This is a genomic window from Luteolibacter ambystomatis, assembly GCF_018137965.1.
Lineage (GTDB): Bacteria > Verrucomicrobiota > Verrucomicrobiia > Verrucomicrobiales > Akkermansiaceae > Luteolibacter > Luteolibacter ambystomatis.
In genome coordinates this window covers 153,486-172,471 of sequence record NZ_CP073100.1, presented here as the reverse complement: position 1 = coordinate 172,471, position 18,986 = coordinate 153,486, and the positions used below count along the sequence as shown (strand labels likewise).

Annotated in this window: 19 protein-coding genes; 14 read left to right on the top strand and 5 right to left on the bottom strand. The window is 62.4% G+C overall.

The annotated features are described in order from the left end of the window. Positions 1 to 40: 40 nt before the first annotated feature. Positions 41 to 907, bottom strand: a complete 867-nt coding sequence (locus KBB96_RS00635; protein ID WP_211631557.1) for an EF-hand domain-containing protein — start codon at positions 905 to 907, stop codon at positions 41 to 43. A 103-nt stretch (positions 908 to 1,010) separates the two neighbouring features. Here KBB96_RS00635 and metF point away from each other — a divergent pair, with 103 nt between their 5' ends. Next, positions 1,011 to 1,913 (top strand): methylenetetrahydrofolate reductase [NAD(P)H], encoded by a 903-nt coding sequence (gene metF, locus KBB96_RS00630; protein WP_211631556.1) that lies wholly within the window; start codon positions 1,011 to 1,013, stop codon positions 1,911 to 1,913. Positions 1,914 to 1,930: 17 nt separating this feature from the next. On the opposite strand, the gene KBB96_RS00625 is transcribed toward metF, so the two are convergent. Continuing rightward, the gene (locus tag KBB96_RS00625; RefSeq protein ID WP_211631555.1) at positions 1,931 to 3,577 is read right to left on the bottom strand and encodes an AsmA family protein; all 1,647 of its coding nucleotides are present in this window, start codon (positions 3,575 to 3,577) and stop codon (positions 1,931 to 1,933) included. A 100-nt stretch (positions 3,578 to 3,677) separates the two neighbouring features. Here KBB96_RS00625 and KBB96_RS00620 point away from each other — a divergent pair, with 100 nt between their 5' ends. Continuing rightward, positions 3,678 to 4,457: a segregation and condensation protein A gene (locus tag KBB96_RS00620; RefSeq protein WP_211631554.1), complete on the top strand. Its 780-nt coding sequence runs from the start codon at positions 3,678 to 3,680 to the stop codon at positions 4,455 to 4,457. A 78-nt stretch (positions 4,458 to 4,535) separates the two neighbouring features. Here the strand turns inward: KBB96_RS00620 and infA are convergent, their stop codons facing one another. After that, a complete protein-coding gene (gene infA, locus KBB96_RS00615) occupies positions 4,536 to 4,832 on the bottom strand; it encodes a translation initiation factor IF-1 (protein WP_211631553.1) in 297 nt (98 codons plus the stop codon). A 216-nt stretch (positions 4,833 to 5,048) separates the two neighbouring features. Here infA and KBB96_RS00610 point away from each other — a divergent pair, with 216 nt between their 5' ends. Next, positions 5,049 to 6,434, top strand: coding sequence for a tetratricopeptide repeat protein (locus tag KBB96_RS00610; RefSeq protein WP_226373605.1), 1,386 nt, complete (start codon positions 5,049 to 5,051; stop codon positions 6,432 to 6,434). A 12-nt stretch (positions 6,435 to 6,446) separates the two neighbouring features. On the opposite strand, the gene KBB96_RS00605 is transcribed toward KBB96_RS00610, so the two are convergent. Both KBB96_RS00605 and KBB96_RS00600 read right to left on the bottom strand, forming a co-directional pair. Continuing rightward, positions 6,447 to 7,442 (bottom strand): hypothetical protein, encoded by a 996-nt coding sequence (locus KBB96_RS00605; RefSeq protein WP_211631552.1) that lies wholly within the window; start codon positions 7,440 to 7,442, stop codon positions 6,447 to 6,449. A gap of 40 nt (positions 7,443 to 7,482) precedes the next feature. Further along, on the bottom strand, positions 7,483 to 7,950 hold the full coding sequence (locus KBB96_RS00600) for a hypothetical protein (RefSeq protein WP_226373604.1): 468 nt from the start codon (positions 7,948 to 7,950) through the stop codon (positions 7,483 to 7,485). A 190-nt stretch (positions 7,951 to 8,140) separates the two neighbouring features. Here KBB96_RS00600 and KBB96_RS00595 point away from each other — a divergent pair, with 190 nt between their 5' ends. From KBB96_RS00595 to KBB96_RS00545, 11 genes are all read left to right on the top strand, one after another. Then, positions 8,141 to 8,623 (top strand): PTS sugar transporter subunit IIA, encoded by a 483-nt coding sequence (locus tag KBB96_RS00595; RefSeq protein ID WP_211631551.1) that lies wholly within the window; start codon positions 8,141 to 8,143, stop codon positions 8,621 to 8,623. A gap of 21 nt (positions 8,624 to 8,644) precedes the next feature. Further along, positions 8,645 to 10,390, top strand: coding sequence for an arginine--tRNA ligase (argS, locus tag KBB96_RS00590; protein ID WP_211631550.1), 1,746 nt, complete (start codon positions 8,645 to 8,647; stop codon positions 10,388 to 10,390). A gap of 34 nt (positions 10,391 to 10,424) precedes the next feature. Beyond that, the gene (locus KBB96_RS00585) at positions 10,425 to 12,110 is read left to right on the top strand and encodes a putative manganese-dependent inorganic diphosphatase (RefSeq protein WP_211631549.1); all 1,686 of its coding nucleotides are present in this window, start codon (positions 10,425 to 10,427) and stop codon (positions 12,108 to 12,110) included. Positions 12,111 to 12,159: 49 nt separating this feature from the next. Next, positions 12,160 to 12,396: a ribbon-helix-helix protein, CopG family gene (locus KBB96_RS00580; RefSeq protein WP_211631548.1), complete on the top strand. Its 237-nt coding sequence runs from the start codon at positions 12,160 to 12,162 to the stop codon at positions 12,394 to 12,396. Between the two features lie 3 nt (positions 12,397 to 12,399). Then, positions 12,400 to 12,801 carry a PIN domain-containing protein gene (locus KBB96_RS00575; RefSeq protein ID WP_211631547.1) on the top strand — a complete coding sequence of 134 codons (402 nt, stop codon included), beginning with the start codon at positions 12,400 to 12,402 and terminating at the stop codon, positions 12,799 to 12,801. Between the two features lie 15 nt (positions 12,802 to 12,816). Then, positions 12,817 to 13,590, top strand: a complete 774-nt coding sequence (gene proB / locus KBB96_RS00570) for a glutamate 5-kinase (protein WP_211631546.1) — start codon at positions 12,817 to 12,819, stop codon at positions 13,588 to 13,590. Positions 13,591 to 13,657: 67 nt separating this feature from the next. Further along, complete coding sequence (locus tag KBB96_RS00565) at positions 13,658 to 14,926, top strand: glutamate-5-semialdehyde dehydrogenase (protein WP_211631545.1); 1,269 nt, start codon at positions 13,658 to 13,660, stop codon at positions 14,924 to 14,926. 40 nt (positions 14,927 to 14,966) lie between these two features. Beyond that, a complete protein-coding gene (locus KBB96_RS00560; protein WP_211631544.1) occupies positions 14,967 to 15,794 on the top strand; it encodes a DUF4328 domain-containing protein in 828 nt (275 codons plus the stop codon). A gap of 84 nt (positions 15,795 to 15,878) precedes the next feature. Further along, positions 15,879 to 17,075 carry a glycine C-acetyltransferase gene (gene kbl, locus KBB96_RS00555; protein ID WP_211631543.1) on the top strand — a complete coding sequence of 399 codons (1,197 nt, stop codon included), beginning with the start codon at positions 15,879 to 15,881 and terminating at the stop codon, positions 17,073 to 17,075. An 84-nt stretch (positions 17,076 to 17,159) separates the two neighbouring features. Beyond that, positions 17,160 to 17,624, top strand: a complete 465-nt coding sequence (gene rnhA, locus KBB96_RS00550) for a ribonuclease HI (protein WP_211631542.1) — start codon at positions 17,160 to 17,162, stop codon at positions 17,622 to 17,624. Positions 17,625 to 17,659: 35 nt separating this feature from the next. Then, positions 17,660 to 18,985, top strand: coding sequence for a glycoside hydrolase family 183 protein (locus KBB96_RS00545; protein WP_211631541.1), 1,326 nt, complete (start codon positions 17,660 to 17,662; stop codon positions 18,983 to 18,985). Position 18,986 lies beyond the last annotated feature (1 nt).

The following is an 18,986-nucleotide window of genomic DNA, read 5'->3' as shown; positions in this document are numbered from 1 at the left end:
CGAATCATGACGGGGCAAATGAAGTGGCCCGGGTGATGCCTTATTCCTTCGCAGGAGCCGGAGCAGGCGGAGGTCCCGGCGGTCCGGGACGATGCGGACGATCCTGCATCTCCGGTTTATCCGCCTTGTCCCCATCCGGCTTCTCCGGCCTGGGCGGCGCGTCTTCCGCGTTGAGCTTCTTGTCGCCATTGCGATCGAGCTTCTCGAAGCGCTTCTCCAAGGCATCCTCGCCGATTTTCTCGGCGTAGGGGGCTTTCTGGAACTCCTCGAAAGTCACCGCTCCATCGCCATTCGCATCCAGAGTGCGGAGAATCTGGCGTAACCCGCCATCCGGACCACCGCCCCCACCCTCACCGTCGCGGCCATCGCGATGCGGGGGTTCGGCAGGACGATCTTTCGGCGTGATCTGGCCGTCACCATCGCTGTCGAGACGCTTGAATAGGGCCTCCTGGCGCTCGGGCGGCAGCTTTTTGACGAATTCGGAAGCCTTGAACTCTTCGAAGCTGACACCACCGCTGTGATCGACATCCAGCTCCGGCAAACGCGGGAAGCCGTTTGGCGGCCCGTCTCCGAACTTCATGAGCTCTTCCTTGGAAAGTTTGCCATCCCCGTCCTTGTCGAACCGCTCGAAGAGCTTGTCGCGCTTCTCTTCCGGCAATTTGGCGATGCGCTCGAGGGCGAGGAACTCCTCCTTGGACACAAAGCCGTCTCCATCCTTGTCCGCCCGTTTCCAGAATTCGGCTCCCTGGCGTTTGAACCGGCGCTCGCCATCCGGCGGGCCGGGACGCTTCTCGGCCGCCATCGGCGGATCGCCCGCACCGGGCTGAGACGCTTCCGGGGGTGCCGGGAGCGCCCATGCGGTGAGCATGGAACCGGCCAGCACCAGCGAAACGGGGATTGTCTTCATACGTGTTCGGCGTTTTTCTAGCCCGGCGACCGGGGGATTCGAAGTTGAAACTCCGAAAATCCCCGGAAGTTTCGGCCCTCGTCCGATTTCCCCATTCCACCCGATGCATCTTCTCGACCTGCTCGCCACCCGCCGCCCCGGTTTCTCGTTCGAGTTCTTCCCGCCACGCACGCCAGGGTCATCCGAGGATCTCTATCAGACGATCCGCGAGCTGGAACCGCTCAATCCCACCTTCGTCTCCGTGACCTATGGCGCGGGTGGAGGCACCCGCGAGTTGACTCATGATCTGGTGGTCCGGATCAAGGAAACCACGGACATCCCTCCGGTGCCGCACCTTACCTGCGTGGGTCACACCCGTGCGGAGATCGACGCGCTGCTGGCACGTTACGCCGCCGCCGGAGTCACGGCGATCCTCGCACTCCGCGGAGACCCGCCGCGCGACCAGCCCGACTACGATTGGTCGAAGGGCGATTTCCGTCATGCCTCGGATCTTGTCCGCTTCATCCGGGAATTCAACGAAAGCGGCCGCCATCCCGACCCGCGCGGATTCGCCATCGGCGTGGCGGGCTTTCCGGAGGGCCATCCGGACACACCCAACCGCCTCCTCGAACTGGACCATCTCAAGGCGAAGATCGACGAGGGCGCGAACTACATCTGCTCCCAGCTCTTCTTCGACAACCGCGACTTCCTGGACTTCCGCGACCGCTGCGACCTGATCGGCGTGCGGGTTCCGATCCTGGCGGGCATCATGCCGGTGAGTTCCATCCAAGGCATGAAGCGCATGGCGGAGTTGGCTGCGGGAGCCCGTTTCCCCGCAGCCCTGCTGCGCGCCCTGGATCGTGCGAACGGGCCGGAAGCGGTGGAGCGGGTGGGCATTCACTACGCCGCCCAACAATGTGCCGGTCTCCTGGATGCCGGTGTCCACGGCATCCATTTCTATACACTCAACAAGAGCCGGGCGACCCGTGAAATCTACCAGTCGCTCGGCCTGCCCGCGGGCGTCTGATCCCGGGTGGCGGCGGCTCAATCCCGCCGCCCCTTCACAACGAGCTCCTCGGCCTGCTTCACGGTCAGATCGTAGATCGTCCCACTGAGGGGCACGTCCAGCTTGATCCGGCCGGTGGCGGGGTCCGAAGGATAGAGGGCTTTCAATTCCGGCGCACGGGCGAAGGAATCACCTTGGATGGTGATTTGGAAATCGCCCTCGTAGCGAAGGGTCCGGGCCAGGGCCTCCTTGCCCTTGCTGACGGTTTTGGCCTCGAACTGCACCTGGCCGCCGTTGGCGAAATAGCCGGTATCCAGCGGCGCACCGTTCGCGCTTTTAGCGGGCGCGGCCTTGGAATCACCCGCCCGCTCCACTTCCTCGTCCGCATGCTCATCCACGTCATTCCGCGAGAACACCGGCGCCAGCTCTTTCGAGGATTTGCGGCTCAAGTCGGCTTCCATTTCCGCATCCGTGGGCGGACGAACGCGCATGCGGCCGACGAGGGTCATGAGGTCCGCCTTCGCCTTGAGCTTCACATCGCGGATATCGAGATTGCTACCACCGGACTTGAAATAGAATGAACCCTCGGTGAACGGCACCTTCCGGTAATTGTTGAAGGCATCCACATGCGTCAGGGCGCTGAGCAGCGGCAGGCGGTCGCGGAGCGTCACCATGTCCCCGCCATCGAGTGCCACCTGTCCGGCGAAGCCGATGCCATCGGGGGAATTGGTGGAACCGGACAGTTTGAAATCCCCGGAGATGGAGCCTTCGATGAATCCTCCGAGGCGCTCCGGCAGCAACGCTTCCAGATCCACACGCTGCAGATGAACGGTGCCGGAAACAGCCGGCCGGTCTCCGGCACCCACGGTGACCCCCTTGAAGGTGATCGTGCCGGTGGAGCCCGCATCGTCGCGCTGCTTCACATTCAGCACCCCTTCCTCCACCTCCAGGCCGGAAGCCGTAGCCAGCACGGAGAGTTTTTCGATTTCCAGTCCACGCAGCCAATTCTGCGTGAACCGGCCTCCACGGAACACCAGACGCCATCCCTCAGCCACCCGCTGGGCGGTGAGGCGGCTGTTTTCAATCCGTCCCCGGGTGTGTTCGGAGTAGCCCCAGCGCAGCGTCGCATCCGCGACCTCCACCGATGTCACGTCGAACGACGGGAAAACCCTGAGAAAGGATTCCGCATGGCGGGAGGCTTCCGCCGCATCCTCGGCACCCGCACGGATTTCCGCATCCAGGCGGGTGACGGACACGGGCCCCGGTTTCCATGTGCCGATGAGGCCATCCAGAAGCCCCATGTCGCAGCGGACATTGGAGGCAAATACCGATGAATAGTAGGCATTGGGCCCTCCGGTGAGTTTGAGCCTGCGGACATTGAAACGCCCCTGCACGCGCTGGAAGCCCTCCACCTTCGCTTCCGAAGCGTCCAGCTTCGAACCAATGGCGGCGGCGAGCTGTTTCGGGAAATTCTTCATGTCCACCCGCTTGACCAGATAGACACCGCATCCCAGTCCCACCACCAGCAGGAACAGGAAGATCCGGAACATCAGCCGAAGGAAATGGTAGGTGGCGGATGAATAGCTGCCCCCTGCCATCGAATAGCGGAGCTGGAACCAGAAGCCCTGGCTGGAAATCCACTGGCTGAGCCGTTCGTTGAAGGACTGGAGTTGTTCGGTTTCCATGGGGGACCCGCCGGGCGGCGGCATTCAAGCGGCCTCCCCCCTTGCAAGCCAGCCGAAATTTCCCTCGCAGGGGGCGGAGGGATGTCCTACCTACCGCCCCGTGGAAAGCGCCGACTACAAGGTCAGACTGGAGATTTTCGAGGGCCCGCTGGACCTCCTTCTTTACCTCATCAAAAAGGACGAGGTGGACATCCATACGATCTCCATCGAGCGGATCACCCGGCAGTACCTCGACTACATCGATACCTTCAAGCTGCTGAACATCGACCTCGCCTCGGAGTTCATCGTCATGGCGGCCAACCTCATGTACATCAAGAGCCGCACGCTGCTGCCACGGACCGAGCAACCGCCCGAGGAGGATGCGGAGGAGGACGATCCGCGCTGGGAACTGATCCGCCAGCTCATCGAGTACAAGAAATTCAAGGACGCGGCGGGCTTCCTCTCGCTCCGCGAGATCGAGCAGGAGGGCAGCTTCGCCCATCAGGCGGACAAGCCGGAAAAAGAAACGGAAACGTCACCCGCCCCGCTGGCGGAAGTCTCCATTTTCGACCTCATCCGCGCCTTCCAGAACGTCCTGAAGCGGTTCGAAGAGGCTCATGACTTCGGCGATATTGTCGACGACCGCTACACCGTAGCGGACAAGATCGAGTTCCTTCTCGGACATTTCACCTGCGGACAGGCACGGCGCTTCGAGGATCTCTTCGACAGCGCCACCACCAAGGCCGAGGTGATTGTCACCTTCCTCGCGGTCCTGGAACTGATGAAGCTGAACCAGTTCATGATCCGGCAGAGCCAGACGCTGGGCGAGATCGTGGTGGAACGCCGGACGCCCGGAGCTGTCAGCGCCTTGGAGATGGAGGAAACGGATTCGGCGGAGTAATCCCGTCCATTTCCAAGCACGAAAAAGCCGCGGCATCTGCCGCGGCTTTTTCGTTTGGAAAACTCATCCGATCCGGGATCAGCCCAGACGGTAAACGATGCGGGCCTTCGAGACGTCATACGGAGACATCTCCATCTTCACCTTGTCCCCGACCACGAGACGGATGAAGCGCTTCCGCATCTTCCCGGAAATGTGGGCGAGCACCTCGTGTCCGCTGATCATGCGGACACGGAACATGGTACCGGCGAGAACCGCCGAAATCTCGCCCTCGACCTCCACCGCCTTTTCATCGTTTTCTTTTCCGGGACGGCGCGGACCGGGGCCGCTGCGGTTGGAACGACGGGGGCCGGAAGATTTCTTGGGACGAGGTGGCATGAGGTATCGGTAAAGCGGAAAAAGAAGGAGCGGAGCACGGATGCTCCCGCACGCCGATGATGCCGGAAGGTTCGGGAGCATCAATCCCAAAAAAACGCACCTGCGGATACGAAGGGAGCGCTTGCCAATCCATCATATCCGTCTCATTTTCCAGCACCGCAGACGCCAAGCCTCGTCCGTGCGGTGGAAAACCCTTCCTAAATCCAAAAGCCAGCCATGCCTGAAATCACTGAAAAGGATCTGCCACAGGCCCAGAAAGCCTTGTGGTTGCGAGCTCTCAGCGCCATCCAAACCCAGAATCTTCCCTACGCGATCAGCATCCTCCAAGCGATTCTCAAGGATCTGCCTGAATTCCTCGATGGTCGCAAAGTGCTCCGCAAGGTGGAGATCCAGAACACCGGCGGCGCGAAAAAGAAAGGCGGCCTCTTCGGCGGCGGTGGTTTCAGCGCGATGAAGTACTCGGGTGGAGTGAAGAAAGATCCGGCCGGCACCGTCGTGGCTCTGGAGAAGGAACTGGAAAAGGATCCTCTCAACGAGGGTGCCAACGATCTCCTGTTCGAATGCTTCATGAAAATGGAGATGCCGGACAGCGCCGCCTTCGCACTGGAAACGGTGCGCAAGGGTCCTCCGGAAACTCCGAAGCTCCTTCACAAGCTCGCCCAGCACTATCTCAGCCGGGACATGCCGCAGCAGGCCGGCGAGGTCTATAGTGACATTCTCAAGATCGCCCCCACCGACTCGGAGGCCGTCAAGGGTGCCAAAGACTGTGCCGCCCGCGCTTCCATGCAGAAGGCGAAGTGGGACGAAAATTCCAGCATGCGCGACCTCATGCGCGACCAGGCCCAATTCGAGGAAATGGAAAAGGCCGCCCGTACCGGCCTGACCCGTGACCAGCTCGAAGAACGCCGCGACAAGATCGTCCTCAAGTACAACGAAGACACCAACCACCTCGGCACCGTCAAGGAACTGGCCGGCGTTTACGAGCAGCTTGAAGACTGGGCCAACGCCCATGCCTTTTATTCCTGGGCCCACACCCTCAGCAACGGTGACGTGGCGCTTCAGAACAAGGCTTCCCAAATGAACGACCGGGCCAACGAGGCCCACATGCGCTCCTTGGAAGAAGCTGCCGCCCAGGACCCCGGCAATGCGGACCTCCAGGCCCAGCTACAGGAGCGCAAGGCCGCCCGTCTCGCCGAACAGGTCGAGGAGGCCAAGCGCCGCGTCGAGCAGAACCCGACCGACCCGCAGCTCCGCTACGACCTCGGCAACGCACTCTACAACACCGGCGACTACACCTCCGCCATCCCCCACCTCCAGCAGGCCACCCGCAACCCGCACATCCGCACCAAGGTGCTGCTGCTGCTGGGCCGCACCTTCAAGGCGAAGCACATGTTCGACCTGGCCATCAAGCAGCTCAGCGATGCCCTCGCCGACCTGCACGCGATGGACAATACCAAGAAGGAAGTCCTCTACGAGAAGGGTGTGATCCACACCGAGATGGGCGACCTGCCCTCCGCGCTCGAATGCTTCAAGCAGATCTACGAAGTGGACTACGGCTACCGTGACGTGGCCCAGCGCGTGGAATCTTCCTACGCCGGCTGATTCCGGCAGCCGCTACTTTCCCTCCGGCGGGGCTTCCGAAAGGAAAGCCTCGTCGAAGGGTGTGTTCGTGAGCACCCATCCCTCGGCCAGCACGGACAGGATCTCCACTTGGCGGCTGTTCTCTCCGGTGGTCTTGGAAATCTGGACCACCACCGGGAAAACTCTCTTTTCCCTCAAGACACGCTCGAAGGCTCTGTCGGCGGAGCCACCTTTTTTGCAGTAGCCGATGAACGCCCGCTCCTCATCCGGGCGGCTCAGCAAATAAGCGGACCACGTGCTCTCGTCCGTATACGATCCGTTGTAATAGCTGTCCTTGTTTGCCACCGCCCGCAGCTCCGCAGTTCGGGCACCCCCCGCATAAAGTTCATCCCAGTTCACCGAACCATGGCTCGCAAAGGAAGCGAGATCCATCTGCCACGTCCCCGCGCCATCCGGCGTCAGGTAGGCCACCCTCGGCATTCCATTCGCGAATTCCACGAGGGCGCTTTCCAACTGCAGGCCATTGACGGTGTCGGCGCTCTGCCAGGTGACCTGGGTGATTTTTCCCATCTTCGCCGTCAGGCGGGTGAGGAAGTCCACGGCCTCCGCCTCGCTCATGCCTTTCAGGCGCACCAGATCACGGAAGTCACCGGCGTTCCGCATCGCCAGCACCTTGCGGACCGTCGCGACCACTTCCTCGCTGGATGGAGAGGGAAACTCCCGTGCTTTTTTCGCTCCGCTGTAAACCTGGTAGCGGGAAGCGTTCGGGTCCTTCCAACCTTCGCCCCCATCGTCCTTCGTGCGAAGGATGCCAATGATCACGAACAGGATCAGCCCCACGCCGGTCAGGGTCCCGAAGGCGATGGTCCTCACCATCAGCAGCTTGGCCCGGCTCTCCTTCCGCACCTTGCGCCGCCGGAGAATCCTCTCACGCCCCCTGCCTGGAGAGTCCATGATCCTGGGAGCCTCCTCCGGCAGTTTGACGCCGGTTGCCTCCTTCGGGGGGCGGGGGTAGGAGCGGATTTCCATGGCAGCGGAACGTTCGGGGGAGAAAACGTCGTCAGCCCGATCAACGTGGAGTCAGGGTGATCCTCGTGGGATCATAGCGGTCATCCGGCCGGAAGAGCCAGCCCGGATTCTGATCGACCACCTCATAGCTGGTGAGTTTGAACTCAGGCAGGATCTGGTTGCTGTTGGGCTCGTAGATCTGGCGGCCGGTGTAATTGCCCCGGATGCGGTAGTCGAAGTTGTTGTCGAAGCCGTAACGTTGGCCCGCAGGGCCGTTTTCCGGAAAACGGTCCGGATTGGTCTTTTGGGATTCATTGAAAACCACCAGCTTCGCGCGGTTCCAGGATTCGTGCGGCTTCCGCAGGTAGCCCCAGAAGCGGGTCTTCTGCACGTAATAGCGGCGGCCGTAGAAGAAATCCCCGGACGGCTCGGCGGCAATCTTCGCGGACCGCTCCTCCTGGGTCGGTCCTCCCATGTTGCCGGTACCCAGCGGGGCTCCACAGTGAGTGAGCAGGGTGCATGCGGACACCAAGGCAAGCAAACGGCAGACGGTACGAACCATGCCGGACGCTAGCCAAGCGCCCCGGAGATCTGCAAGTTGCAAACACCTCTACAAACCAGCATCTTCCCCGCCCCGCGAATGGGCTTGCCAAGCCCGGATCACATCGGTAATCGCCGACCTCCCAAACGCATCCCCACCCGATTTCCCCCGCTCTTTCATGAAATTGAGCCACCTCATCAGCGCCGATCAGATCCTGCCCGAAATGCGGGCGGGGGATCATTGGCCCTCGATCGTGGAGTTGGTGGATCACCTGCGGGATTCCGGGCACCTCGACCACGCCCTCTATGACGAGGTCCTGGAGTCCCTGAAAGTGCGGGAGGAACTGGTGAGCACGGGCATCGGTTCCGGCGTGGCCATCCCCCACGCCTTCTCAGATCATGTGGACCGGGTGATCGCCGTGCTGGGTCGCTCGAAGGAGGGCATCGATTTCGAGGCGCTGGACGGAGCTCCCGTCCATTTCGTGTTCCTCTTCATCGTGCCGCGGAAGGACTACCACCTGCACCTGCGGACACTGGCGGCAATCGCCAAGATGTTCACCAACGGCGAAATCCGCCGACAGATCGCGGCCGCGGATTCCCGTGAGGAAATTCTCGCCATCCTCGATCCAAAATCGTCCCGTGTGCCCGCGCCCGGGAACTGATCCTCCGCGCGATCCATCGCCATGACCTTCCAGCAGGACCTCGAATCCCGCCTCTCCGCCGCCGTCGCGTCCGTGATCGGCGAGTCCGCCGCCACGCCCGTGACCGCCGCCACCGACCTGCGATTCGGCGACTACCAGTCGAATGCCGCGATGGTGCTGGCGAAGCAGCGCAAGACGAATCCGCGCGCCCTCGCCCAGGAGATCATCGACCGCGTGGATCTGGCCGGCCTGGCCACTGCCGAGATCGCCGGCCCCGGCTTCCTCAATTTCCGCATCCTCCCCGGAGCCTATGCCGCGGCGGTCACCCGCCTGCTGGGCGATGCCAAGCTCGGCGTGCCGGATGTCGGTGCAGGCCGAACCGTCGTCGTCGATTTCTCCGCACCGAACGTAGCGAAACCAATGCACGTGGGCCACATCCGCTCCACCATCATTGGCGACTCGCTTTCCCGCATTGCGCGCTTCCTCGGTTTCAATGTCATCACCGACAACCACATCGGCGACTGGGGCACGCAGTTCGGCATGATCCTCTACGGGTGGAAGAACCTGTTGGACAATGCCGCGATCGTCACCGATCCGATCGCCGAACTCCTGCGCGTCTATCGCGAGGTGAACTCCCTCATCAAGGCCGATCCCACGGTGCTCGATGCCTGCAAGCTGGAACTGGTGAAGCTCCAGGCCGGTGACGAACAGAACACCTCCATCTGGCACCAGTGCATCGAGGTCTCGAAGCAGGGCCTTCAGAAAATCTACGACCGCCTCGACGTCACCTTCGACCACTGGCTGGGCGAAAGTTTCTACAACGACCGCCTCCCCGGCCTCGTGGAAGAATTCGTGGCCAGGGACATTGCCCGCGTCAGCGATGGCGCGACGTGCATCTTCGCCTCCGGCAAACTGCCGGACGAGCAGGACCCCTTCCGCGTTCACAAGGAAGACGGCTGGACGGACAATCCCGCGATCATCCGCAAGGCGGACGGCGGCTTCCTCTACGCCACCACCGACCTCGCCACGCTGGAATACCGCACCGACACCTGGAAGGCGGACCACATCTGGTACGTCGTCGGCGTGCCGCAGTCGCTGCACTTCCGGCAGATCTTCGATGCGGCGGAACGCTGGGGCAAACACTGCGACTACCGCCACGTGGCCTTCGGCTCGATCCTCGGCGAGGACCGCAAGCTGATGAAGACCCGCTCGGGCGACAACGTGCAGCTCATCGACGTGCTGGAGGAGGCCGTCGAGCGCGCCGCCAAAGCCATCGCGGAAAAGAATCCGGAGATCCCTGCGGACGAAGCCGCGCAAATCGCGGAGACCGTCGGCATCGGCGCGGTGAAGTTCGCGGAGCTCTCGCAGAACCGTCTCACCGACTACGTGTTCTCCTGGGACCGCATGCTTGCGCTCCAGGGCGATACCGCTCCGTATCTGCAATACAGCAACGTCCGCATCCGCTCGATCTTCCGCAAGCTGGAGACGCCGTTCGATGTTGCTACGGCATCCATCGTACTCGGCGAGGAGGCGGAGATCCATCTTGCCCGCCTGATTGTTCGTTTCGCCGAGGTGTTGCCGACGGTGATCGACGACCATCGCCCGAATCTTCTCGCAAACTACCTGCTGGAACTCGCCCGCGCGTTCCACTCGTTCTTCGAAGCCTGTCCGGTGCTGAAGGCGGACGAACCCGTCCGTTCCAGCCGTCTCGCCTTGTGCGATCTGACCTCCCGCGTGCTCTCCACCGGTCTCGGCCTGCTCGGGATCAAGGTGCCGGAGCGCATGTGAGGCGTTCCCGCTCCACTGCTCATTGCCCCAAGTCATGTCCGACCGCACCCGACTGCCGTTCTATGTGATCGGCCACAAGAATCCCGACACGGACGCGATCTGTTCCGCCATCGGCCACGCCGCCCTGCTGCGTGCCACCGGTGAGGAAGACGCAACCGCGGCGCGCTGTGGCGATGTACCGCAACGCACGGCCTGGGTGTTGGAGAAGGCGGGGATGGAAGCTCCGGAGCTGGTGACCGACGTGCGCACCACCGCGGGCATGATCTGCCGCCGCGAGGTCATCCAGGCGGACCTGTCCGACACCTTCCTCATCGCCTATCGCCGGATGCTTTCCAGCGGCGTGCGCTGCGTGCCGGTCACGGACGCCACCGGCCACGTCCATGGTATCCTGCGCTATATCGACCTGCTGGAACTGCTGCTGCCGAACGAAGCCCAGGAAATGGCCTTCCGCACGGTACGCGCTTCGTTCCTGAAGATCGCGGACACCCTCGGTGCCGAATCACTCGGCGCGCCGATCTCAGGAGAAGACGAGGAAGACATCATCCTCCTCGTCGGCGCCTCGTCGCAGAATTCGGTCAACGCCCGCCTGAAAAGCGCGGCCAAGGAAGGCCGCATCGGGCGTGTGCTGGTCATCTGCGGCGATCGCCCGATCGTCCAGCGCTACGCTATCGAAGCCGGTGCCCGCGCCTTGCTGGTGACCGGGGACAACCTCATCGATCCAGCGCTGACCAAACTCGCCGCCGAAAAGGGTGTGGTCGTGCTGACCTGCCATCACGACACGGCGAGTTGCTCCACGCTCATCCGTTGCTCGCGCACGGTGCGCCATGTGATGGAAACGAAGTTCATCACCGTGGTGCCGTCCGAGCCGATGTCCCGGCTGCGCAAGCGCCTCGCCTCGGAAGACCAGGATCTTTTCCCGGTGATCGACCCGCGCGAAGGCACGATGAAGGGCGTGATCTCGAAGTCCGACCTCGTCGATCCGCCGCGCCTGCGCGTGGCGCTGGTGGACCACAACGAATACGCCCAGGCCGTCAATGGCGTGGAGGAAGCGGAAGTCGTGGAGGTAATCGACCACCACCGCCTCGCGGGCGATCTCGTATCCCGAGAGCCGATCCGCTATCTCAACGAACCGGTCGGTTCCACCTCCACTCTGGTCGCGCGCAAGTTCGTCCACCGCGGACTGGCACCTGAATCCGGCGTGGCCATGTGCCTCAGTGCGGGCATCATTTCCGATACCCTCTGCCTCACCGGCCCGACCACCACCGATCTCGACCGCGAGATGCTGAAATGGCTCACCGGCATCGCCGGAATCGAGGCCGAGACCTTCACCGAGCAGTTCTTCGCCGTCGGTTCGCTGATCGCCACCGGCACCGCGGGGGAAATCCTCAACGCGGACCGCAAGGAGTTCACCGATGACGGCCACAAGGTCAGCATCTCCCAGGTTGAGGAACGCGGTCTGCACGGCTTCGGCCCGCGCCGTGAGGAAGTCGAAACGGCCCTGCGCCAGCTCGTAATCAGCAATGGCTACAACCTCGCCGTGCTCGCAGTGACGGATGTCTCCCGCCACCACAGCATCATCCTCGCCGCGGGTGATCCGGACATCCTCGCCAAGCTGCCGTTCGCACCGGTGGACGAGACGCTCTTCGATGCACCCGGAGTGGTCAGCCGCAAGAAGCAGATATTCCCCGCCGTGAGTGAGGCGCTGCAGCACGCGAAGTAATCCCCCATCCCGGTATTGCTTTTTCAACCTTCGGTATTACTCTCGACTCGTGAGGACGATCACCTTGAAAATTCCGGATGAACTTGATGACCGCCTGGAGGCCTTGGCCCGGGAACGGCACGATTCAAAATCCGCCGTGGTTCGTGCCGCCGTCATCGACTTGCTTTCACGGGAAACTCCCGGAGCAGCCACCGCCTGGGTGGATCATTTCCGCGGTGCCCTTTCCGAGCCCGAGGCAATGGGTGACGACCGGATGGAACACATCATCGCCAAACACGTCCGCTGAACCGTGCGCCTGCTTGTCGATCTCAACATCCTCCTCGATGTCCTCCTCGATCGCGCTGGCAGGGAAACTTCCGCTGAGATTATCAGACGTTGTTCCGGTCCTGACGAAGGGTGGATTGCCTGGCACACCTTGGCCACGTTGGCATACTTCGTTGCCAGAGAGGACAAAAAGAAGGTGTCCGCGGTAGTCGGAGGCCTTCTCGATTGGGCACGTATTTCCGAAACGGGACAGGCCCATGCCAAACTGGCGCTCCAATGGGACTTCAAGGACTTCGAAGATGCCCTTCAGGCCGCCGCGGCAACAGCCTGCAAAGCGGATTTCATCATTACCCGCAATCTCAAGGATTTCACCAAATCCCCCATACCCGCTCTGTCTCCCGAGAAGTATCTCGGACGGCACCGCTGATTTCCCTCTATTGCCATGTCTTCCCTGCTTCCCGATCTCACCGTTCTCAAGGCCGGTACCGGCGTACTGACGAAATCGTCCGATGGCACGCTCGACCGCGCCCAGTTGGTCCACTTCGTCGCTGGCATCGCCGGATTGATCGATGCCGGTCACCGCTGCCTGCTGGTGTCCTCCGGTGCCGTCGGCTCCGGTGTTTCCGCGCTGGGACTGGATGCCTACCCGTCCGATACCGCCACCCGCCAGGCTTGCGCGGCGGTGGGTCAGGCCCGCCTGATGCACGTTTACGGCAGCCTGTTCGCGAACTTCGACATCACCGTCGCCCAGGTGCTGCTGACCGCGGGCGATCTCTCCACTCCGGAGCGTGCGGCTTACGTATCCGACACACTGCGACGCCTGCTGGCGGAAAAGCGCATTCTGCCGATCATCAACGAGAACGACTCGGTGGCGGTGGAAGAGCTGAAATTCGGCGACAACGACATGCTGTCCGCCCGCGTTTCGGTGCTCGCCGGAGCGAGGCGTCTGGTGCTGCTCACCAGCGTGGACGGTCTGCTACATCCGCAGACCAGCGAAGTGGTGCCGGAAGTGGCGGACATTGACGACGTGCTGGGCCACGTTCGCGATGACCGCGGCAAGTTCTCAATCGGTGGCATGGCCTCGAAGCTCGCCGCCGTCCGCCTCGCGGTGGAAAACGGCATCGAGACCCACATCGCCCACGGCCGTCATCCGGAGCGTTTGGCCGGAATCCTCGCGGGCAACGGTCTCTCGACCCGTTTCCTGCCGAAGCTCTGATTTTCCACGCCAGCCTTGATCGCGGATTCGGGGTTGGGTTTTTCCAAATCCGCCGTTTACTCCCGCCATGTCCGAAGCGCTCCGCCAGACGATCCACCAGATGGGCCAACAAGCCCGTGCCGCCGCGCACCGCCTGGCCCTGCTGCCATCGGAGGCGAAGAACCGCATCCTTCACGCGATGGCGGGTGAACTGCGCCTGCGCGCGCCGGAACTGATCGCCGCGAACACTGTGGACCTCGAAGCCGGTGAAGCCAAGGGTCTGTCCAAGGCGATGCTCGACCGCCTGAAGCTTGATGACGCTCGCATCGAAGCGATGGCCGCCGGCATCGACCAGGTGGCCTCGCTGCCTGACCCCGTCGGCGAGGTGCTCGATTCCTGGACCCGCCCCAACGGCATCCGCATCGAGCAGATCCGCGTGCCCATCGGCACCATCGGCATCATTTACGAAAGCCGTCCCAATGTGACCGCGGACGCAGCGGTGCTGTGCTTCAAGACCGGCAATGCCACCATCCTGCGCGGCGGCAGCGAAGCGCTTCATTCCAACCAAGCCATCGCCAACGCACTCCAGGCCGGAGGCGAGCATGCCGGATTGCCCGAGCATGCGATCCAGCTCATCCCCTTCACCGACCGCGAGAGCGTTGGCATCCTCGCGGGCATGGACAAGTGGCTGGACCTGATCATCCCCCGCGGCGGCAAGGGCCTCATTGAGACCGTGGTCTCGCTGGCACGCATGCCCGTCATCAAGCACTACGACGGCATCTGCCATCTCTACATCGATCCCGCGGCGGATCTCGATATGGGGGTTCACCTGACCGTGGATGCGAAGACCCACAAGCCCGGCGTCTGCAACGCGCTGGAAACCCTGCTCGTCCACGAAACCATCGCGCCCACCTTCCTCCCGAAGGTTGCAGAGACGCTGCGTGCGAAAGGTGTCGAGTTGCGCGGCTGTGCCCGCACTGCCGCGATCATCGGAGTGGCGCACGCCACCGAGGAAGACTGGAGCACGGAATACCTCGACCTGATCCTTTCGATCAAGGTGGTGGCGTCGCTCGATGAAGCCGTGGCCCACATCAACAAGTACGGCTCGCATCACAGCGATTGCATCGTCACCGCCGACCAGATCGCAGCGGAGCGTTTCCTGAGCGAAGTCGATTCCGCCTGCGTCTTCCACAATGTCTCCACCCGTTTTGCGGATGGCGGCGAGTTCGGCTTCGGCGCGGAAATCGGCATTTCCACGGACAAACTCCACGCCCGTGGACCGATGGGGCTGCGCGAGCTGACGAGCTACCAATACCGTATCCGCGGCGAAGGCCAAACCCGCGGCCGGATCGAATAGCGCGTGCGGCTTCCAACCTTTTCGGCCATGCTGAAGGAGCATGGCCGAACTCCCGGACAATCCCTACGCCGCTCCGGCCACCACCGACGCTCCGACCGGAGCGATATTGCGGGCGGATGGACAGGAGTTGCAGGATCCCCGCACGCTCGGATGGCTGGCGGTGGGTTTCCTCTGGCTCTATGCATTCTGCCGGATCGTATTCGGGTGGATGGAAGCCGGGATGTCCGGTCTCTACATGGAGGATGCGGCACAGTCCGAACTTCCGGCCGTGGGCACCGGACTGACGTTCATCGGCACGGTGATCACCTTCCTGATGTGGACCTATCGTTGTTCATCCAATGCCTGGCGTCTGGAGCGGATGGACACCAAGCCCGGGATGGCGGTGGGATCCTATTTCATTCCCTTCTACAACCTCGCCGGTCCCTGCCTCGCGATGCGGGAGATCATCCAGGTCACCTACCGCCACACCGACCGGAAAAGCATCAAGGGCCTGGTGATGCACTGGTGGCTGGGCTGGGTGACGTTCAACCTCTCCTCCCGCTTCATGCAGGATTCGGAATACTGGTGGTTCCCGCTCGCGTGCATGACGATCTCCGCCGCCTTTCTCACGGCGATCATTCTGAATCTCGGTGCGGCCCAGTCCACCATTCGGGCACCCCTGCATCTGCCGGACGACGGTCACTCACGACTGCGTCACTCCCCCCTGCCCGCGATCGAAGCCGGACTTCCTCTGGCCAATCTTCCCCGCCACAAATCCCACGATGCCCCCGTCCCGGAGCCGAAGAAAAAAGCGGCTCCTTCCAAGCCGCACCCGAATGCTCCGGTTCCGCGACGCCCGGAGGCTGAAGGAGAAACTCCTCCGCCCTGAACAGGTTGCAGCCAACCGGAATCCCCGCCGGATGGAAAAAATTCGTGTCATCGGGCGGGCTTCGTGGTTCATCCTCGGCCCGTCATGTTTCCGGACAGCTTCGTTTCCCATCTCCAGCAAACCCTCGCCGAGATCGACCACGCGGGTCTCTACAAGCGCGAGCGTCTCATCGACTCCACCCAGAACTCCACCGTCCGCCTCAAGGACGGCCGCACGGTCATCAACATGTGCGCGAACAACTACCTGGGACTCGCCGACCATCCGCAGGTCGTGGAAGCCGCCAAGGCATCGCTGGACCGCTGGGGATTTGGCATGGCCTCCGTCCGCTTCATCTGCGGCACCCAGACCCTGCACAAGCAGCTTGAGGAAAAAATCTCCTCCTTCCTCGGCACCGAGGACACCATTCTCTATCCGTCCTGCTTCGATGCGAACGGCGGACTCTTCGAGGTCGTGCTCGGCCCGGAAGACGCGGTGATCTCCGACTCGCTCAACCACGCCTCGATCATCGATGGCGTACGCCTCTGCAAGGCGAAGCGCTTCCGCTACGCCAACAACGACATGGCCGACCTCGAAGCCAAGCTCCAGGAAGCCGATGCCGCCGGCGCGCGCTTCAAGCTCATCACCACCGATGGTGTCTTCTCGATGGATGGCATCATCGCCCAGCTCGACAAGGTGCATGAACTGGCCGCGAAGTACGGCGCCATCGTCCACTTCGACGATTGCCATTCCACCGGCTTCCTCGGTGAACGCGGCCGTGGCACGCACGAACACTGCGGACTCTTCGGCAAGATCGATCTCACCACCGGCACGCTCGGCAAGGCACTCGGCGGTGCATCCGGCGGCTACACCTCCGGCAAGAAGGAAATCATCGACCTGCTTCGCCAGCGCTCCCGCCCGTATCTGTTCTCGAACACCATCGCGCCGCCGATCGTCGCCGCCTCGCTCGCCGTGTTCGAGATGCTCGAAGCGTCCACCGAGTTCGCCGACCGAGTGAAGGACAACGCCCGCTACTTCCGCGAGGCGATGGCCAGCACCGGCTTCACCATCGCGGGCAAGGATCACCCGATCTCGCCGGTGATGCTGGGCGACGCCGCGTTGTCGCAGAAATTCTCCGAGAAGCTTTTGGACAACGGTGTCTATGCCGTGGGTTTCTTCTACCCGGTGGTCCCGCAGGGCACCGCCCGCATCCGCACCCAGATCAGCGCCGCCCACACCCGCGAGCAGCTCGACAAGGGCATCGAAGCGTTTGTGAAGGCGGGCAAGGATCTCGGCGTGATTTGAGAGCCTTGAATTGAAAGTTGGGTGTTGAGGGACGATATCCGCCGGGACAAGCTCCCGCCCCCTCAACACCCTTCCGACTGCTGAATGAAACGGGTAACCGTGTACACCGATGGCGCGTGCCGGGGCAATCCCGGGCCCGGCGGCTATGGCGTGGTGCTGATCTATGGCAAACACCGCCTCGAGCTTTCGCAAGGCTACGCCCATACCACCAACAACCGCATGGAGTTGCTCGCGGCCATCACGGCGCTGGAGGAACTCAGTGAACCCTGCGAGGTGGAGTTGCATTCGGACTCCCGCTATGTGATCGACGCCCTGATCAAGAACTGGATCAAGGGTTGGAAGGCCAAGGGTTGGAAAACCTCCACCGGCGGTCCGGTGAAAAACCAGGATCTGTGGGTGCGCCTCGTGAATGCCTCCGCGCCCCACAAGATGACGTGGAAATGGGTTCGTGGTCATGCGGGCCATACGGAGAACGAGCGCTGCGACGTGCTCGCCGTGGCTGCCGCCAGGGAACGCAATCTGCCGGAAGACGCCGGTTTCGACGGCTGAAAGAGGCCGCGGCCGTCTCCCGTTAGCTTGCGCAGATGAAGATCGAAGCACTCTGCGGCGTGTTGTTGTTCCTCGCTCCCACCGCGTTTGCGGAGCAGCCCTTCGCGCTGAAAATCATCGATGCCACCACCAAGCGGCCGGTTCCGCTGATCCGCGTCACCACGACCCATCAGCTCAGCGACTACACGGACAACGCGGGTATGGTGACCTTCGATGATCCGGATCTGCTGGGTCGCGAGGTGTGGTTCGGAATTTCAGGTCACGGCTATGAGTTGAAGGCGGATGGCTTCGGCAACCGCGGCGTGCGGGTCACGCCCAAGCCCGGCGAATGCAAGACGGTGGAGATCCCCCGCGTGAACATCGCGGAGCGCATCCAGCGTCTCACCGGCGGAGGATTGCTCTATCACCAGCATCGTTTCGATGGCACTGCCACTCCCCCGCCCGCCGGACTGGTGTTCGGCTGCGACACCGTGGACACGGCCGAGCACGAGGGCAAACGCTACTGGCTGTGGGGCGACACCAGCCGCCCGTCCTATCCGCTCGGCAACTTCAACACCACCTTCGCCACCACGCCGTTGAAGCTCGATCCGAATGGCCCGATCACCTACAATTACTTCACCCAGCCGGATGGCTTCGTCAAAGGCATCGCTCCCATTCCAGGTGCCGGCCCAACGTGGCTCGATTCCATGATCTCGCTGAAGGACAAGGATGGCAAACCCCGGCTCGTCGCCACCTATGCGAAGATCAAGCCGCCGATGGATGTCTATGAGCGCGGCCTGTGCGAGTTCGACGGAAAGGAACAGCTCTTCAAGAAAGTGCGGGAGATCCCCCTGGATTCAAAACTCTTCCCGAGCGGTCACGCGTTCCGCAGCGGAGATCAGATCTACTTCGGCCAATCGACGCCGAACCTGCGCATGCCGGACCGCTATGAAAGCTGGCTCGATGCGAACGAATGGAAGGCCGTCACCTGCGACATCGCCTTCACCGATGCCGCCACCGGCAAGGCGATCAAGGCCCACAACGGCTCCGTGAAGTGGAATCCGTGGCGCAAGAAATGGATCAGCATTTTCACGGAAAGCGGAGGCACTTCGGCGCTCGGTGAGATCCGCTACGCCGAAGCGGACGCTCCGGAAGGTCCGTGGCGGAAGAGCATCAAGATCATCACCCACCAGCACTACACCTTCTACAACCCGGTCCAGCATCCGGAGTTTTCCGAAGACAACGGTCGCGTGATCTGGTTCGAGGGTACCTACACCGCGACCTTCTCAGGAAATCCCGATCCAACACCGCGTCACGACTACAACCAGATCCTCTACCGGCTGGATTTGGCAGATCCACGGATGAAAGTGGCACAGGAATAGC

Coding starts and splice junctions, on each gene's coding strand:
- KBB96_RS00635 (WP_211631557.1), bottom strand. CDS start 907: ATGAAGACAATCCCCGTTTCGCTGGTGCTGGCCGGTTCCATGCTCACC.
- metF (WP_211631556.1), top strand. CDS start 1,011: ATGCATCTTCTCGACCTGCTCGCCACCCGCCGCCCCGGTTTCTCGTTC.
- KBB96_RS00625 (WP_211631555.1), bottom strand. CDS start 3,577: ATGGAAACCGAACAACTCCAGTCCTTCAACGAACGGCTCAGCCAGTGG.
- infA (WP_211631553.1), bottom strand. CDS start 4,832: ATGCCACCTCGTCCCAAGAAATCTTCCGGCCCCCGTCGTTCCAACCGC.
- KBB96_RS00610 (WP_226373605.1), top strand. CDS start 5,049: ATGCCTGAAATCACTGAAAAGGATCTGCCACAGGCCCAGAAAGCCTTG.
- KBB96_RS00605 (WP_211631552.1), bottom strand. CDS start 7,442: ATGGAAATCCGCTCCTACCCCCGCCCCCCGAAGGAGGCAACCGGCGTC.
- KBB96_RS00595 (WP_211631551.1), top strand. CDS start 8,141: ATGAAATTGAGCCACCTCATCAGCGCCGATCAGATCCTGCCCGAAATG.
- argS (WP_211631550.1), top strand. CDS start 8,645: ATGACCTTCCAGCAGGACCTCGAATCCCGCCTCTCCGCCGCCGTCGCG.
- KBB96_RS00585 (WP_211631549.1), top strand. CDS start 10,425: ATGTCCGACCGCACCCGACTGCCGTTCTATGTGATCGGCCACAAGAAT.
- proB (WP_211631546.1), top strand. CDS start 12,817: ATGTCTTCCCTGCTTCCCGATCTCACCGTTCTCAAGGCCGGTACCGGC.
- KBB96_RS00565 (WP_211631545.1), top strand. CDS start 13,658: ATGTCCGAAGCGCTCCGCCAGACGATCCACCAGATGGGCCAACAAGCC.
- KBB96_RS00560 (WP_211631544.1), top strand. CDS start 14,967: ATGGCCGAACTCCCGGACAATCCCTACGCCGCTCCGGCCACCACCGAC.
- kbl (WP_211631543.1), top strand. CDS start 15,879: ATGTTTCCGGACAGCTTCGTTTCCCATCTCCAGCAAACCCTCGCCGAG.
- rnhA (WP_211631542.1), top strand. CDS start 17,160: ATGAAACGGGTAACCGTGTACACCGATGGCGCGTGCCGGGGCAATCCC.
- KBB96_RS00545 (WP_211631541.1), top strand. CDS start 17,660: ATGAAGATCGAAGCACTCTGCGGCGTGTTGTTGTTCCTCGCTCCCACC.